The organism is Salinicola socius (assembly GCF_001937195.1).
In the GTDB taxonomy this organism is placed as follows: domain Bacteria; phylum Pseudomonadota; class Gammaproteobacteria; order Pseudomonadales; family Halomonadaceae; genus Salinicola; species Salinicola socius.
Genome location: NZ_MSDO01000020.1, coordinates 64,927 through 78,860, shown reverse-complemented (window position 1 = coordinate 78,860; position 13,934 = coordinate 64,927). Strand labels below are relative to the sequence as shown.

Below are 13,934 nucleotides of genomic sequence, written 5' to 3'. Positions count from 1 at the left end.
AAGACAGTCTCGTACGAAAAAGCCCGCCGATCGGGAGAACGGCGGGCTCTTTCGTGATATCTGGTGGCTACGCCCTGATTCGAACAGGGGACCCCATCATTATGAGTGATGTGCTCTAACCAGCTGAGCTACGTAGCCTCGGGGCTGTCATCGTCATCGACAACGGTTGCGAATACTACCATAACCTGATGAAACGTCAACGCTTTCCAGGAGCCGGGAGTATTCGCGTCGCTGCCGTCATATCCGTATGCGTGTCGATGCGTCCGACGTCAGAGCCTGAAAGGTCCAGGCATTAGACGTTGAAACGAAAATGCATCACGTCGCCATCCTTGACGATGTAGGTCTTGCCTTCGAGACGCCACTTGCCGGCATCCTTGGCGCCACTTTCGCCGCCCAGCGCCACGAAGTCCTCGTAGCCGACCACTTCGGCGCGAATGAAGCCCTTCTCGAAGTCGGTGTGAATCACGCCGGCCGCTTGCGGGGCGGTCGCGCCGACCTTGACCGTCCAGGCACGGACTTCCTTCACGCCAGCGGTAAAATAGGTCTGTAATCCCAGCAGGCCGTAGCCGGCGCGAATGACGCGATCGAGCCCGGGTTCTTCCATGCCCATCTCGTCGAGGAACATGGCACGCTCCTCGTCCTCGAGCTCGGCGATTTCCGCTTCCAGCTTGTTGCAGACCGGCACCACGACGGCGTTTTCGGTGGCGGCAATCTCGCGCACGATATCCAGGTGAGGGTTGTTCTCGAATCCGTCCTCGTTGACGTTGGCGATATACATGGTCGGCTTGAGTGTCAGGAAGCCGAAGCTGCGCAACTGATACTGTTCGTCGGCGTCGAGACCGAAACTGCGCAGCGGCTGGCCCTCGGCCAGATGCGGCTGGATCCGGTCGAGGATCGCCTTGGTGGCGATCGCTTCCTTGTCGCCGCCCTTGACCACACGGGTCAGGCGCTGGATGGAGCGCTCGACGGCATCGAGATCGGCCAGTGCCAGCTCGAGGTTGATGGTTTCGATATCGGCGGTCGGGTCGACCTGGTTGGCGACATGGATGACGTTGTCGTCGTCGAAGCAGCGCACCACATGGGCGATGGCATCGGTTTCCCGGATATTGGCGAGAAACTGGTTGCCTAACCCCTCACCCTTGGAAGCACCCTCGACCAAGCCGGCAATATCGACGAATTCCATCGTGGTCGGCACCACTTTTTCCGGCTTGACGATTTCGGCGAGCCGGTCGAGACGCGGGTCGGGCATCGGCACGATACCGGTGTTGGGCTCGATGGTGCAGAACGGGAAGTTCTCGGCGTCGATGCCCGATCGCGTCAACGCATTGAAGAGAGTCGACTTGCCAACGTTGGGCAGGCCGACGATGCCGCAATTGAAGCCCATAGTGAGATCCTGAGAACAGTATGATTCCGGGTACGGTTCGATTCCGAGAAACGAACGCAAGGCATGAAAGTGAATGGCGGGCATTCTACGGGACACGAGGGGTGGGGGCCAGACTCTTGAATGGCGACGCACGAGCTGTCCGTCACGAACGACGAACGACGAACGACGAACGAGTCAGTCAGGCTTGAAACTGTGCAGGCGGTTCATCGCTTTGGCCCAGTTGCCGGCGAGGGCGTCGGGCAGCGTGACCTGGATCTCATCGATGGCATCATCGATGGCGTGGCGCTCCGTTTTGGCGGGAGAACCGAGAACGTAGTGCGTTACCTGTTTGGCACTGCCAGGGTGGCCAATGCCGATACGCAAGCGATGGAAGCCGTTATTGTTACCCAGCGCGCTGACGATATCGCGAAGGCCATTGTGGCCGCCGTGGCCGCCGCCGGTCTTGTAACGGGCATAGCCCGGATCGATATCGAGTTCGTCGTGGGCGACGAGAAGTTCGTCCGGCATGATCTTGAAGAACTGACACAATGCCGCTACCGAGGCGCCACTGCGATTCATGAAGGTAGTGGGGTTGAGCAGATGCAGATCATGCTCGCCCAGTCGGATCCTGGTGTACAGACCCAGAAACTTGCGCTCGGAGCGCAGCGTTTCCGCTGCGCCCCTCGCAAGTTGCTCGACCAGCCAGGCGCCGGCATTGTGACGGGTGTTTTCGTATTCCGGCCCGGGGTTGCCGAGACCGATGATCGCTTTCACTGCCATGCCGACTGCCTGTTATCCGGTCTGTCGCGAAAGATCAGGCTTCGTCTTTCGGTTCGCCATCTTCGTCGACGCCTTCACCGGCGACTTCGTCGTCACTGACGACGGTCGGGTGCGTGACGCTGACGACACCGGCGTCGTGCTCTTCACCATGGCTCAGTTCGACCAGAGTCACGCCTTCCGGCAGTTTGATGTCGGACAGGTGAATGGTCTCGCCGAGCGCCAGGTTGGCCACGTCGACCTCGAGGTACTCCGGCAGCTTGGACGGCAGGCAGCTGATCTGAACGTCGTTGTTCAGAACGTGCAGCACGCCACCCTCGTCCTTGACGCCTTTGCACGTCTCTTCGTTCAAGAAGTGCAGCGGGACGTTCAGGGTCAGTTCGTGGGTCGCATCGACGCGCATGAAGTCAGCGTGAGTGACCAGTGCCTTGTACGGATGGCGCTGAAGATCACGGATGACGACCTGTTCGCTCTTGCCGTCGACCTGGATGTCGATGATCGAGGAGAAGAAGGCTTCGTCTTCGATCGCCTTGTAGAAGGCCGGCTTGTCGATGGTGATCGGCTGCGGTTCGGCAGTACCACCGTAGATGATGGCAGCGACCTGTTCGTTCTTGCGGCGCAGGCGGCGGCTCGCACCTTTCCCCAGCTCCTTACGAACATTGGCGGTCAGGGTGTAATGGGACATTGATTGTCACCTCTAATGGTCAAGTAATGGAAATCGGCATCGTCCGCGACCAGAGGATGCCGTTCCAGCAGGGTGGCTGCCCTTACGGCAGTCACCCACGTATCCGCGCGTGGTTCCCGATCGTCCCCGGCGGACCGTCGTGAAACGGTCGTGTCGAGAGCGATCAGTGGAACATCGCGCTGACGGATTCTTCGTTACTCACACGACGAATGGCTTCGGCAATCAGGCCGGCGACCGTCAATTGACGAATCTTGCCGCTACGACGTGCAGGTTCGGAGAGCGGTATGGTATCGGCAACGACGAGTTCGTCAAGCACTGAACCGCTGATATTGTCGACGGCGGGTCCGGAAAGGATCGGATGGGTGGCGTAAGCGACCACCCGACGAGCGCCGCGATCCTTCAGTGCCTCGGCGGCCTTGCACAGCGTTCCCGCCGTATCGACCATGTCGTCGACCACGACACAGGTACGATCCTGGATCTCCCCGATGATGTGCATCACCTGCGCCTGATTGGCCTGGGGGCGGCGCTTGTCGATGATCGCCAGATCGACGTTGAGCTGTTTGGCGATGGCACGGGCTCGGACGACCCCGCCGACGTCGGGAGAGACCACGACGAGGTTATCGTAATTCTGGCGCTCGATATCATCGAGCAGTATCGGCGAGCCGTAGACGTTGTCCACCGGGACATCGAAGAAGCCCTGTATCTGATCGGCGTGCAGATCCATGGTCATCACGCGGTCGACGCCGGCCTTGACCATCATGTCGGCCACGACCTTGGCCGAAATCGGCACGCGGGCCGAGCGCACGCGGCGGTCCTGGCGGGCGTAGCCGAAGTAGGGCACGACGGCAGTGATGCGGGTCGCCGAAGCACGACGTAGCGCATCGACCATCAGGATCAGTTCCATGAGGTTGTCGTTGGTCGGGGCGCAGGTCGATTGCAGAATAAAGACGTCTTTACCGCGTACGTTTTCGTTGATCTCGACGGCGATTTCGCCATCGCTGAACTGTCCGACCGTCGCATGGCCGAGTCGGTTATCCAGACTCTCGGCTACCTTCGAGGCGAGTCCGACATTGGCGTTACCGGTAAAAACCATCAATTTAGACACGCGCGGCCACCTTTGAGAGCTGTAGAAGGTCGGTAAAGGACATTCGTTTCGATTCTGGACGGGTGACAAGACTGCAGAGGGAGTGCGAGACGAAGCGTCGAATTCCGGAGAGGCCACGGTTGTCCGCCAACGATGCAAAATGGCATCGAAGTCGCGCGTCGAGACGGCAGGAAAAGTAACCGCAACGCCGGTAGGGAAATCGTGTGGGCTGAGTGGCCATCGCGACCCGGTTTCCGTATGCAGGCTTGTCGAAAGTCAGGAAGTGGCTGGGGTACCAGGATTCGAACCTGGGAATGCTGGTACCAGAAACCAGTGCCTTACCACTTGGCGATACCCCAGCAATCATCGGTCGCGCCCATTATGCGCAAAAGCACAAACCGTTGGCTAGGTTTGAACGGAAAACCAGTCGTAAAGCCGTAACCCGTCTGAAAAGTCTGACAAAAACCGCGTAGTCGAAACGGCTTCTGGCGACGGCGATATGGCAATTACCCCTGAGCCCTGTCCAAACCTTTGGCAGTGTCCAAGGCCAAGTGCAGCGGAGACCGATTGCTGCCACGGGCCTTGAAGGCTTGCCATCCGTCCGGGACCTGACGCAGCACCTGATCGGCTTGCGCTTCGTCGTCCAGCGGACAGAAGACGCAGGCGCCAGTCCCGGTCAGCGTCGCGTTACCGTACTGGTCAAGCCAGCTCAGCGCGCGGTCGACTTCAGGATAGAGCGCTCGCACGATGCTCTCGCAATCGTTGCGCCACACCGCGTCGGGGGCGGCCCCGGCGAGTGCGCGACGCATACTAATGACCGTGCTGTCGCGTGTCAAACCGGGGTGGCCGAAAACCGCCGCGGTGGAAATTTCCACATCGGGATGGATGACGACGAACCAGCAAGGCGCCAGGTCGACCGGGACGAGCTGTTCACCGATACCTTCTGCCCAGGCGGTATCGCCGCGCACGAAGACGGGGACGTCGGCGCCGAGTGTCAGTCCCAGCGCCGCCAATCGATCGATACCCAAATTCAGCCCCCACAGGTGGTCGAGAGCCAGCAGCGTAGTGGCCGCGTTGGAACTGCCGCCGCCCAGTCCGCCGCCCATCGGCAGGCGCTTTTCCAGCTCGATGGCTGCGCCCTGGCGACAACCGGTCTGTTGCTGGAGAAGGCGGGCGGCACGGACGACGAGATTGTCGGCTTCTGCAACGTTGGCCAGCGCCGGGGATAACGTGATGTCGTCGCTGTCGAGCCGTGGAAGAAATCTCAGCGTGTCGCCGCTATCGAGAATCTGGAACAGCGTCTGCAGCGAGTGATAGCCATCCGGCCGACGGCCGGTGATCCGCAGCAGACGATTCAATTTGGCAGGCGCGGGCAGTGTCAAAGCTCTCATTGCGTCGCGCCCGGCGTCTCCTCGGACGCATCGTCAGAGCCCACCCCCGGTTGCCATTGATTGACCACCAGCGTGGCGCGAATGTCGTCGTAGGTCATGATCAGGCGACTCGGCAGCCACAGCGAGCCGGCGTAGGTCCAGTCCCGGTAGCGGATGGTCCAGCCGTCCTGGCTGAGGGTTTTCGGAAAGCCGAGTTCGTCGTCGGTCTGCTGATGAGCGCGGCCCGGCGCCGGAAGTCCGCGAACCCAGGAGTCCAGTGCGGAGATGGGCAGCGACCAGCCCAGCTGCTGCTGCATCAACGCTTCCGGTGATGCAGCCTCGAAGCGGCCGTCGCCAGTGGTGAGCGTGACGGCACCTTGGCGGCCCTCGAGAACGCTGCGACCGGCACCGAACGGGCCGCTGATCAGCATGCGGTAGTGATTGGGCGCCTGGGACCAGTCCAGATTCGCGCTGCGGCTGTCATCCGCGGTTCGCAGGCCGACCTTGCCGGCCAAGGACCAGGTGTCGAGGGCGGTCAGTTCATCCTGCTGTCGCTGCCAGTCATCGGGTTGGCGCGGCACGTCCGGTGCCGGCGCCTGCCCGGCGCAACCGGCAAGCCAGGCCACCAGAATCAACGCCCCTAGCGGCTGCCACCACTGCTTGCATGCCATTGGGGCGCGTTGTCGCCGTTCGCTGACCGGGAGGGAGTGTGCCATCGATGTTTCCTGTCGAGTACGAATGAGTAGAGTGGGAGGCCGGGCGCCGGGTTGCTTCCCGGGGCCTTGCCCCGGTACAGGCGGCTGAATTCCGGCACGACTGCCGAGCTTAGGGCCCGGCTATCTGGCTAGGGTTCTGCCTGGGGCGAAAGCTGCGGATAGCGAATCAGCAGATCGTCGATATCGGGGTGGTTGTCGCTGGTGGCGATTGCCGATTGCACCAGCGTTCTGGCTTCGGCTGCCTGGTCGAGAACGACCAGCGCTTCGGCCAGATGCGCGGCGACTTCCTGATCCGGCTGTCCGGCATAGGCCCGGCGCAGGTAACCCAGCGCCTTCCGGGGCTCTCCGCGCTTGAAATGAACCCAGCCCAGGCTGTCGAGAATGGCCGGGCTCTGCGGCTCGAGCGCGTGCGCTCGCTCGATGAGATCCAGCGCCTCATCGTAGTGATCGGTGGTCGTCGCCAGGGTGTAGCCCAATGCGTTGAGAGCCGCGGCATTGTCGGGATCTCTGGCGATCACGTCGCGCATCTGCGTCATCATCGTCTCGACGTTGCCTTGGTCGAACTCTCGCATGGCGCGGGTATAGAGCAGGTCCGTGTCATTCGGCGACTGTTCGAGAGCGTCGGCGAGCAGGGCGTCCGCCGCAGGAATCTGGCCGGCGTCGTCGAGTGCCTGCAGGCCGATCTGTGTCAAGGGAGTGCGCTGATCGGGGTGGCGCAGAATTTCGACCTGCAGGAATTCCTGGGCGTCCCTGGCGCGACCACTGGCGATCAGCATACGGGTCGCCAGTGCCCGGGAATCGAGAAAGCCGGGGCCGGCTGGCACCTGGCGATAGTAGAGCAGGGCGTTGTCGATCTCGCCCTGAGTCTCGGCGATGCTGCCCAGCACCAGATAGGTCGCCGGCGGCGTGTCGTCGCGATCCAGCAGCGGCAGCAACAGGCGGCGAGCGGGCTCCAGCGCGCCGGCGTCGAGATAGAGCTGAGCGAAGCCGATACGTAGCGACGGCGTATCGTTGTAACGCGCCAGTAGTTGATCGATTCGCGGCTCGGCAGACGCAATATCGCCATTGGCGATCTCGGCCTGGGCCAGCGCCAGCAGGAACCGGCTATCGTCGGGCGCGAGCTCGCTCCCGCGTCGCGCCGCTGCTGCCGCCTGACCGTAGTCGCCGGCCTCGAGGGCGATCTGCGAGCGGGTGAGCCAGAGCGCCGGCAGGTCGGCATGATGCCGCGTCAGGGTCGCCAGGCGCTGGCGAGCGTCGTCCAGCTGACCATTGGCTGCCTCGAGCCGTGCGGTGGCCATCTGCGCGTCGGCGTGATCGGGGTGGGATGCCGTGAAATCGCGTAGCTGGGCGATCAGCGGGACGGGGTCGGCCCGGGCTTCCACCATCAGATCGGCGAGCTCGAGAAGTTGAGCGTCCTCATCCGAACGAGCGAGCTCCAGCCTGTGGCGTAATGCCGCAGGCCAGTCGCCGCGGTCCACCGCGATCCCCGAGAGCAGCTTCTGCGGTGCCGAGTCCCGCGGGGCCAGCTGCTGCCACCGAGCCGCCGCGGAGGAGAGCAGTCCGGTGTCGTCGGTGTAGCGCGCGGCCAGCGTCGCTCGCTCGGCGAGTTCGGCGGAGCGGTAGCGATCGGCAGCGGCCAGATAGCCCTCGGCGGCGCGACGAAAGTCGCCCCGCTGCCCCGCCATCTCGGATAGCATCACCTGAGAAAGGCCGCTTGCGTCGAAACCACGGGTGATGGGTGGCGCCGTCGTCATGGGGTCATCGGCGGGCATCGATGGGCTATCGGCCGACATGCTTTGACAGCCAGCCAGCAGGACCGCGCAACTGGCGGCGTAGAACAGACTTTTGGGCATGCCGTCCTCGAGATCGATCAATGGCTCCAGCATAACGGCTGGCCGCCGGGGGTCAATCGCCCAAGCATGCCAGCCGACGCGATTCATTGCCTGCTAAGCGTCTTTTGGCTGTGCTAAAATGGCGCCGCCTGGCTGGGCGGACCACAATAGGGTGGGCCGTTATCGACCGGGTGTGTCGACTTCCGGCTGCGGCCGATCGCGAACGGTGAATGGGGCGGTCGGCGACCTGACATCTGCCGCGCTTCATCCCGGCTTGCCGCGCCAGCGATGACGTTCGCAGGCGCAAAGCCGGGTCCACGCAAGATAAATGACCGTGATTTCATGACGCTGCTAGCTCTGGGTATCAATCATAGAACGGCTGCGGTCGACATGCGCGAGCGTGTCGCCTTCTCGCCGGCACAGCTCGAGTCCGCGCTGACACAGCTGCGGGCCCTGCCCGACGTGCGTGAGGCGGCAGTGCTGTCGACCTGCAACCGGACCGAGCTCTACTGCATCACCGTGGCCAACGGCGAGCGTCAACTGCTCGAGTGGCTGGGGGCGTTTCACGGCATGCCCGCGCAGGAGCTGTTGAGCTGTGCCTATCACTACTACGAGGGCGAGGCTGCAAGACATCTGATGCGCGTGGCGGCCGGTCTGGACTCCATGGTCCTGGGCGAGCCGCAGATTCTCGGTCAGCTCAAGGATGCCTACCAGATCTCGCGTCAGCATGCGGGGCTGGGGAGCGAGCTGGAACGTCTTTTTCAGCAGACGTTCTCCGTCGCCAAGCAGGTTCGCAGCGAAACCTCGATCGGCGAGAATCCGGTTTCGGTGGCCTACGCCGCCGTGAGCCTTGCCAGTCGCATCTTCGACGATTTCAGCCGCGCCCGAGCATTGCTGATCGGCGCCGGCGAGACGGTCGAACTGGTCGCACGCCACCTGAGGGAAGCCGGCATCATGGGGCTGACCGTGGCCAATCGCACGCTGGAACGGGCTCAGGTGCTGGCGGAAGCCTGCGGCGGGCGGGCGATCGAGCTCAACGCCATTCCGCAGGCTCTGGAGCAGGCGGATATCGTCATCGCATCGACCGCCAGCGAATTGCCGATCCTCGGCAAGGGCATGGTCGAGCGGGCGCTCAAGGTGCGCCGCCACCGGCCCATCTTCATGGTCGATATTGCCGTCCCCCGGGATATCGAACCGGAAGTGGGCGATCTCGACGATGTCTTCCTCTATAGCGTCGACGACCTGCAGCAGGTGATCGCCGAAAACCGGCGGCATCGCGAGGTCGCTGCCAGCCAGGCCGAAGCCTTGATCGACAGCGGCGTCGATCACTGGCTGCATGAACGCCGGGTTCGCGGTGCTGGGGATCTGATCCGCCGCTATCGTCAGCACGGTGAAACGCTGCGTCGCGATTCCGAAGCCGAGGCACTGGCGCAGTTGGCGCGCGGCGAGGATCCGGAGACGGTGATCAAGCGTCTCTCGCACCAGTTGGCCAACAAGTTGATGCATGGCCCGACGCTGCGCCTGCGCGAAGCGTCGGGCCAGTCGCGTCACGACATCATTCAGGCGGCCGATAGCCTGCTCATCGAGGGGCCCGCCACGACACAGGACTCGGCATGAAAATACAGGACTGGGCATGAAAGCGTCTCTGCGCGAACGACTCGACGCCTTCCAGGAGCGCTTCGAAGAGCTGTCGGCGCTGTTATCCGAACCCGAAGTGATTTCCGATCAGCCTCGCTTTCGCGATTACTCTCGCGAATACGCCGAGCTCGAACCGCTGGTCGAGTCCTGGCTTGTCTATCGCCGTACCGAGAGCGATATCGAAGCGGCCGATCAGATGCGGCAAGATAGCGATCCCGAAATGCGCGAGCTGGCCGAAGAGGAGTGGCGCTCGTCCAGATCCCGGCTCGAGGAGCTGGAAGAGGAGGTCAAACGCTTGCTGGTCCCCAAGGACCCGGATGACGACAGCAACGTCTTTCTGGAAGTCCGGGCCGGTACGGGTGGCGACGAGGCGGCGCTGTTCGCCGGCGATCTGTTTCGGATGTATTCCCGCTATGCCGAGCGGCGTGGCTGGAAGGTCGAGGTGGTCAGCGCCAGTCACGGCGAGCAGGGCGGCTACAAGGAGATCATCGCCAGGGTCAAGGGCGACAACGTCTACGCGTCGCTGAAATTCGAATCCGGCGCACATCGCGTGCAGCGTGTTCCGGCGACGGAATCCCAGGGCCGGATTCATACTTCGGCCTGCACCGTCGCGGTGATGCCCGAAGCAGGTGAGGTCGGCGACATCGACGTCAGCAGCAATGATCTCCGTGTCGACACGTTCCGCTCCAGCGGGGCCGGCGGCCAGCACGTCAACACGACCGATTCCGCGATTCGCATCACCCACCTGCCGACCGGGCTGGTCGTCGAATGTCAGGAAGAGCGCAGCCAGCACAAGAACCGTGCCAAGGCGATGTCGCTGCTGGCCGCGCGGCTGAAGCAGGCGGCCGTGGACTCCCAGCGCCAGCACCAGGCCGATACCCGCCGCTCTCTGGTGGGATCGGGCGATCGCAGCGAACGGATCCGCACCTACAACTTTCCCCAGGGGCGGCTCACCGATCACCGCATCAACCTGACGATCTACAAGCTGGGCGAGGTCGTGGCCGGCGATCTCGACGAGGTCATCGGACCTCTGGTCAATGAGTATCAGGCCGACCAGCTGGCAGCGCTGCAGGGCGAGTGATGACCATCGACGACGCTATTCGCGACGCGGCAGCACGACTCATCGCCTCGCCGACGGCGCGACTGGATGCGGAGGTGTTGCTGGCACACGTCTGCGAGACGAATCGAACCTGGCTCTATACGTGGGGCGACCGCGAATTGATGCCGGCGCAACAAGAGCGCTTTCAGACGCTGATCGCCCGTCGGACCCAGGGGCTGCCGGTGGCCTACCTGGTCGGCGCGCGGGAGTTCTGGGGGCTCTCCCTCGAGACGTCGCCGGCGACGCTGATCCCGCGTCCGGATACCGAGCGTCTCGTCGAGGTGGCACTCGAGTCTGCGCCGATGCCCAAGGGCGAACTGCTCGATCTGGGCACCGGCACCGGCGCGATCGCGCTCGCCTTCGCCAGCGAACGCCCGGGCTGGCGGGTCACCGGTGTCGATGTTTCCGCCGACGCCGTGGCCCTGGCGCAATCCAACGCCGAACGACTGGCGATCGCTAACGCTCGCTTTCTGAAAAGCGACTGGTTCTCGGCATTGTCCGGTCGCCGTTTCGATTTGATCGTTTCCAATCCTCCCTATATTGCCGATGACGATCCGCATCTGCTGCTTGACGACGTTCGCTTCGAGCCGCGTTCGGCGTTGGTCGCCGGTGCCTCTGGCATGTCCGATCTCGAATGGCTGACGGGGCAAGCGCCGAGCTACCTGACACCGGGGGGCTGGCTCTGGATGGAGCATGGCTACGCGCAAGCGCAGCAGGTGCGCGAAGCGCTGTCGCATCGCGGCTTCCACAATGTCGGGTCCCGATACGACCTGGCAGGTCACCAACGGGTCAGCGGCGGGCAGTGGAGCTGAGCCTGTCGATCAATGGCGTAGGCCAATTCGGTCGACCGAACAGGCGGCGCCTGGCCGTACCTCTACAATCGAAGCGTTGAACGAGGGTTGCCGGGCTGGCTGGTGATTCGTAACCGCTCTGTGATAAGAGTATTGCCCCGCGAAAAGCGGTGAGCCGGGGCGGTAATCCATACGTCGTGTCGCTTGCATGGTGTCACTTGCTGATTACCCAAGCGAGCCATTCGCCTTCGGCTTCTCATTCATGGAACCTTTCCATCCACCGGCTTGGAACAATTACAGCAATGAAAGCCAAATCTCGATCTCTCGATCGAATCGACCTCAATATCCTGCGCTGCCTGCAGGAAAACGCGCGAATTTCCTACGTCGACCTGGCGTCCCAGGTGGGATTGTCGACGACACCCTGTCTCGAGCGCGTCAAACGCCTCGAACGTTCGGGTATCATTCGCGGCTACAAGGCGATACTCGATCCACAGGCGCTGCGCGCCAATCTGCTGGTGTTCGTCGAAATCAGTTTGAACACCCAGTCCCCGGCGGTCTTCGATGAGTTCCGACAGGCGGTCGCCAAACTGCCGCAGATTCAGGAGTGTCATCTGGTTTCCGGGCAGTTCGACTATATCCTCAAGTGCAGGATTCCGGAGATGTCGGCTTATCGCCAACTGCTGGGTGACGTCGTATTGACCCTGCCCGGCGTCAAGGAGTCCAAAAGCTACGTCGTGATGGAAGAGGTCAAGGAGGAGTTGGCCCTGCCGATTCCCGATCTCGACCTGGCAGGCGACGGGTAGCACGTCGGATCGCGACGCCGTCATTCTTGGATTTGGAGCGCGTTCGCCGGCAAGCCCATGATGGCACTCACGAAGACGGCCATGAACGAAAGGCGATGAAGTCAAAGCTATGAACGATGAGGCATTACTACGCTACAGCCGCCATATCATGCTGGAAGAGATCGATGTCCGGGGGCAGGAGCTGCTGCTCGCTTCCCGCGCGCTGGTCATCGGTGCCGGTGGTCTTGGTTCTCCCGCTGCGCTCTATCTGGCGTCGGCCGGTGTGGGGTGTCTTAGCATCGCCGATGATGATGTCGTCGAATTATCCAATCTGCAGCGCCAGATTGCGCACACCGAATCGGCGCTGGGGCATTCCAAGGCGCAGTCGGCGGCCGATGCGGCACGAAGGCTCAACGCCACGTGCCAGGTCCGGGCGCTGAATGCTCGGCTCGCCGACGGTGCCCTGAAAGAGGAAGTCGATTCGGCCGATGTGGTGCTCGATTGTACCGATTGTTTCTCCAGCCGCTTCGCGATCAATCGGGTCTGCGTCGAAACTCGGACCCCGCTGGTGAGCGGCGCTGCCATTCGTTTTTCCGGCCAGTTGGCAGTCTTTGATTCGCGTCAGCCATCGTCGCCCTGTTACGCCTGCCTTTACGGGGAGCAGGGCGACGATGAAGCGCTGACCTGTGCAGAGAGCGGTGTCGTGTCGCCACTGGTTGGCGTTATCGGTAGTTTTCAGGCGCTGGAAGCCTTGAAGCTGATCACTGGCGCGGGCCAGCCTCCTCGAGGTCTATCGACGTTCGACGCATTACGCGGCGAGTGGCGGCGTTTCGCGTTGCCAAGAGATCCGGCCTGTGCCGTATGTGGGGGGCGTCAATGACCATGACGAGGTCATGGCGTCATTGGACAGCTGGAGTAAGGGCCCATGAGCACCGGCAGGGCGGTGGTCGGTATTTATCCGGAAATACTAAAGTAGATGAAATTTCCGCTTTCTCTTTATTGCGACATGCTGATAATCTAGTAGCTATAGTAGGTTGATAAGGCGGTTTGCTACTAGATATTGATTTTTTTGGTGCGAAGCGCCCGCTTTGAACCGTAACGAATCGGTCGAGGGTGCGTTCTTCATGCGCGCTCTTTTGAGCCCCAGAGGTTCATGGTCGCGGTCTCGCGATCTTTGGCCCGGCAGACTTCAGCACCAGATGGTGAAGTATGCCGGGCGTTTTTTTGTTGGCCAGTCACGGTTTTTCGACTTGCCCGCATTGCCGCCGGCCGCGACCGCTCTCTACTCGTTGCTCTCTGAACATGTTCACACCCTTCAAGGTCTGTGCTGGGACCGAAATAGTGTGAACGTGCTCCTCCACCGATCGCCAGTGCTTCCGGCAGAACCCGAACCATGGCCTCAATGTCAGTCTTTCTTGCCCTGAGTTAAGTAAAGTTAACCTCGAGGCGTGCAAACTGAACTAAAGTTCATTTACAAACTATTTAAAGTTCAGTTGAATCAATAATGCCTTTATTAGATGGTTTTGTTAATAACGGCAGTTGCACCTCGGGACGACAATGAAATTGACTGCGCGGGATTTTCAGCTCGTTCAAGGTCAGAAGAAGACCGAGTGTGCGATGGGGAGCTTGTCCCATCGTGCCAAAGCCGTTGGCATGCCTGTGAGCACGCTGAAAACGAGAATCAGGAAGCTGGTCGATAGCGGCATCGAGCGAGAGCGGGCGATCGAGATCGCGCTAAGCAAACCGATCGGTCCTCAAGGTCGGCCGAGGAAGCCGACGCATTTTTGATGAAGGTTC

Annotated in this window: 13 protein-coding genes and 2 tRNA genes; 6 read left to right on the top strand and 9 right to left on the bottom strand. The window is 61.9% G+C overall.

The genetic code is table 11. The features are described from left to right. Positions 1 to 61: 61 nt before the first annotated feature. The 9 genes from BTW07_RS13505 to BTW07_RS13465 form a co-directional block, all read right to left on the bottom strand. Positions 62 to 138: transfer RNA gene (locus tag BTW07_RS13505), tRNA-Met, on the bottom strand. 154 nt (positions 139 to 292) lie between these two features. After that, positions 293 to 1,384: a redox-regulated ATPase YchF gene (gene ychF, locus BTW07_RS13500; protein ID WP_075570703.1), complete on the bottom strand. Its 1,092-nt coding sequence runs from the start codon at positions 1,382 to 1,384 to the stop codon at positions 293 to 295. Positions 1,385 to 1,558: 174 nt separating this feature from the next. After that, positions 1,559 to 2,143 (bottom strand): aminoacyl-tRNA hydrolase, encoded by a 585-nt coding sequence (pth, locus tag BTW07_RS13495; RefSeq protein ID WP_075570702.1) that lies wholly within the window; start codon positions 2,141 to 2,143, stop codon positions 1,559 to 1,561. 34 nt (positions 2,144 to 2,177) lie between these two features. Continuing rightward, a complete protein-coding gene (locus BTW07_RS13490) occupies positions 2,178 to 2,825 on the bottom strand; it encodes a 50S ribosomal protein L25/general stress protein Ctc (RefSeq protein ID WP_075570701.1) in 648 nt (215 codons plus the stop codon). Positions 2,826 to 2,988: 163 nt separating this feature from the next. Then, complete coding sequence (locus BTW07_RS13485; protein WP_198651187.1) at positions 2,989 to 3,930, bottom strand: ribose-phosphate pyrophosphokinase; 942 nt, start codon at positions 3,928 to 3,930, stop codon at positions 2,989 to 2,991. A 263-nt stretch (positions 3,931 to 4,193) separates the two neighbouring features. Next, positions 4,194 to 4,268: transfer RNA gene (locus BTW07_RS13480), tRNA-Gln, on the bottom strand. 147 nt (positions 4,269 to 4,415) lie between these two features. Then, entirely contained in the window at positions 4,416 to 5,300 is an 885-nt protein-coding gene (gene ispE / locus BTW07_RS13475; protein ID WP_075570699.1) for a 4-(cytidine 5'-diphospho)-2-C-methyl-D-erythritol kinase, read from the bottom strand. Further along, positions 5,297 to 5,950: a lipoprotein insertase outer membrane protein LolB gene (gene lolB / locus BTW07_RS13470; RefSeq protein ID WP_075570698.1), complete on the bottom strand. Its 654-nt coding sequence runs from the start codon at positions 5,948 to 5,950 to the stop codon at positions 5,297 to 5,299. The genes ispE and lolB overlap by 4 nt, the downstream gene beginning before the upstream one ends. Before the next feature lie 173 nt (positions 5,951 to 6,123). Next, the gene (locus BTW07_RS13465) at positions 6,124 to 7,848 is read right to left on the bottom strand and encodes a tetratricopeptide repeat protein (RefSeq protein ID WP_075570787.1); all 1,725 of its coding nucleotides are present in this window, start codon (positions 7,846 to 7,848) and stop codon (positions 6,124 to 6,126) included. Between the two features lie 321 nt (positions 7,849 to 8,169). On the opposite strand from BTW07_RS13465, the gene hemA reads away from it, so the two are divergent. The 6 genes from hemA to BTW07_RS13435 all read left to right on the top strand — a co-directional run bounded on the left by hemA (position 8,170) and on the right by BTW07_RS13435 (position 13,925). Next, complete coding sequence (hemA, locus tag BTW07_RS13460) at positions 8,170 to 9,444, top strand: glutamyl-tRNA reductase (protein WP_075570697.1); 1,275 nt, start codon at positions 8,170 to 8,172, stop codon at positions 9,442 to 9,444. Between the two features lie 16 nt (positions 9,445 to 9,460). Continuing rightward, complete coding sequence (gene prfA / locus BTW07_RS13455) at positions 9,461 to 10,546, top strand: peptide chain release factor 1 (RefSeq protein WP_075570696.1); 1,086 nt, start codon at positions 9,461 to 9,463, stop codon at positions 10,544 to 10,546. Then, positions 10,546 to 11,376, top strand: coding sequence for a peptide chain release factor N(5)-glutamine methyltransferase (prmC, locus tag BTW07_RS13450; RefSeq protein WP_075570695.1), 831 nt, complete (start codon positions 10,546 to 10,548; stop codon positions 11,374 to 11,376). The genes prfA and prmC overlap by 1 nt, the downstream gene beginning before the upstream one ends. Positions 11,377 to 11,657: 281 nt before the next feature. Continuing rightward, the gene (locus BTW07_RS13445; RefSeq protein ID WP_075570694.1) at positions 11,658 to 12,158 is read left to right on the top strand and encodes an Lrp/AsnC ligand binding domain-containing protein; all 501 of its coding nucleotides are present in this window, start codon (positions 11,658 to 11,660) and stop codon (positions 12,156 to 12,158) included. A 109-nt stretch (positions 12,159 to 12,267) separates the two neighbouring features. After that, positions 12,268 to 13,017, top strand: a complete 750-nt coding sequence (locus tag BTW07_RS13440) for a HesA/MoeB/ThiF family protein (protein WP_075570693.1) — start codon at positions 12,268 to 12,270, stop codon at positions 13,015 to 13,017. 677 nt (positions 13,018 to 13,694) lie between these two features. Beyond that, positions 13,695 to 13,925 carry a hypothetical protein gene (locus tag BTW07_RS13435; RefSeq protein ID WP_075570692.1) on the top strand — a complete coding sequence of 77 codons (231 nt, stop codon included), beginning with the start codon at positions 13,695 to 13,697 and terminating at the stop codon, positions 13,923 to 13,925. Positions 13,926 to 13,934 lie beyond the last annotated feature (9 nt).

Bases quoted from the DNA above. Each gene is read 5' to 3' on its own strand.
- BTW07_RS13440 (WP_075570693.1), top strand. From the start codon at position 12,268: ATGAACGATGAGGCATTACTACGCTACAGCCGCCATATCATGCTGGAA.
- hemA (WP_075570697.1), top strand. From the start codon at position 8,170: ATGACGCTGCTAGCTCTGGGTATCAATCATAGAACGGCTGCGGTCGAC.
- BTW07_RS13490 (WP_075570701.1), bottom strand. From the start codon at position 2,825: ATGTCCCATTACACCCTGACCGCCAATGTTCGTAAGGAGCTGGGGAAA.
- BTW07_RS13445 (WP_075570694.1), top strand. From the start codon at position 11,658: ATGAAAGCCAAATCTCGATCTCTCGATCGAATCGACCTCAATATCCTG.
- BTW07_RS13435 (WP_075570692.1), top strand. From the start codon at position 13,695: ATGAAATTGACTGCGCGGGATTTTCAGCTCGTTCAAGGTCAGAAGAAG.
- ychF (WP_075570703.1), bottom strand. From the start codon at position 1,384: ATGGGCTTCAATTGCGGCATCGTCGGCCTGCCCAACGTTGGCAAGTCG.
- prfA (WP_075570696.1), top strand. From the start codon at position 9,461: ATGAAAGCGTCTCTGCGCGAACGACTCGACGCCTTCCAGGAGCGCTTC.
- pth (WP_075570702.1), bottom strand. From the start codon at position 2,143: ATGGCAGTGAAAGCGATCATCGGTCTCGGCAACCCCGGGCCGGAATAC.
- BTW07_RS13465 (WP_075570787.1), bottom strand. From the start codon at position 7,848: ATGCCCAAAAGTCTGTTCTACGCCGCCAGTTGCGCGGTCCTGCTGGCT.
- prmC (WP_075570695.1), top strand. From the start codon at position 10,546: ATGACCATCGACGACGCTATTCGCGACGCGGCAGCACGACTCATCGCC.
- ispE (WP_075570699.1), bottom strand. From the start codon at position 5,300: ATGAGAGCTTTGACACTGCCCGCGCCTGCCAAATTGAATCGTCTGCTG.
- lolB (WP_075570698.1), bottom strand. From the start codon at position 5,950: ATGGCATGCAAGCAGTGGTGGCAGCCGCTAGGGGCGTTGATTCTGGTG.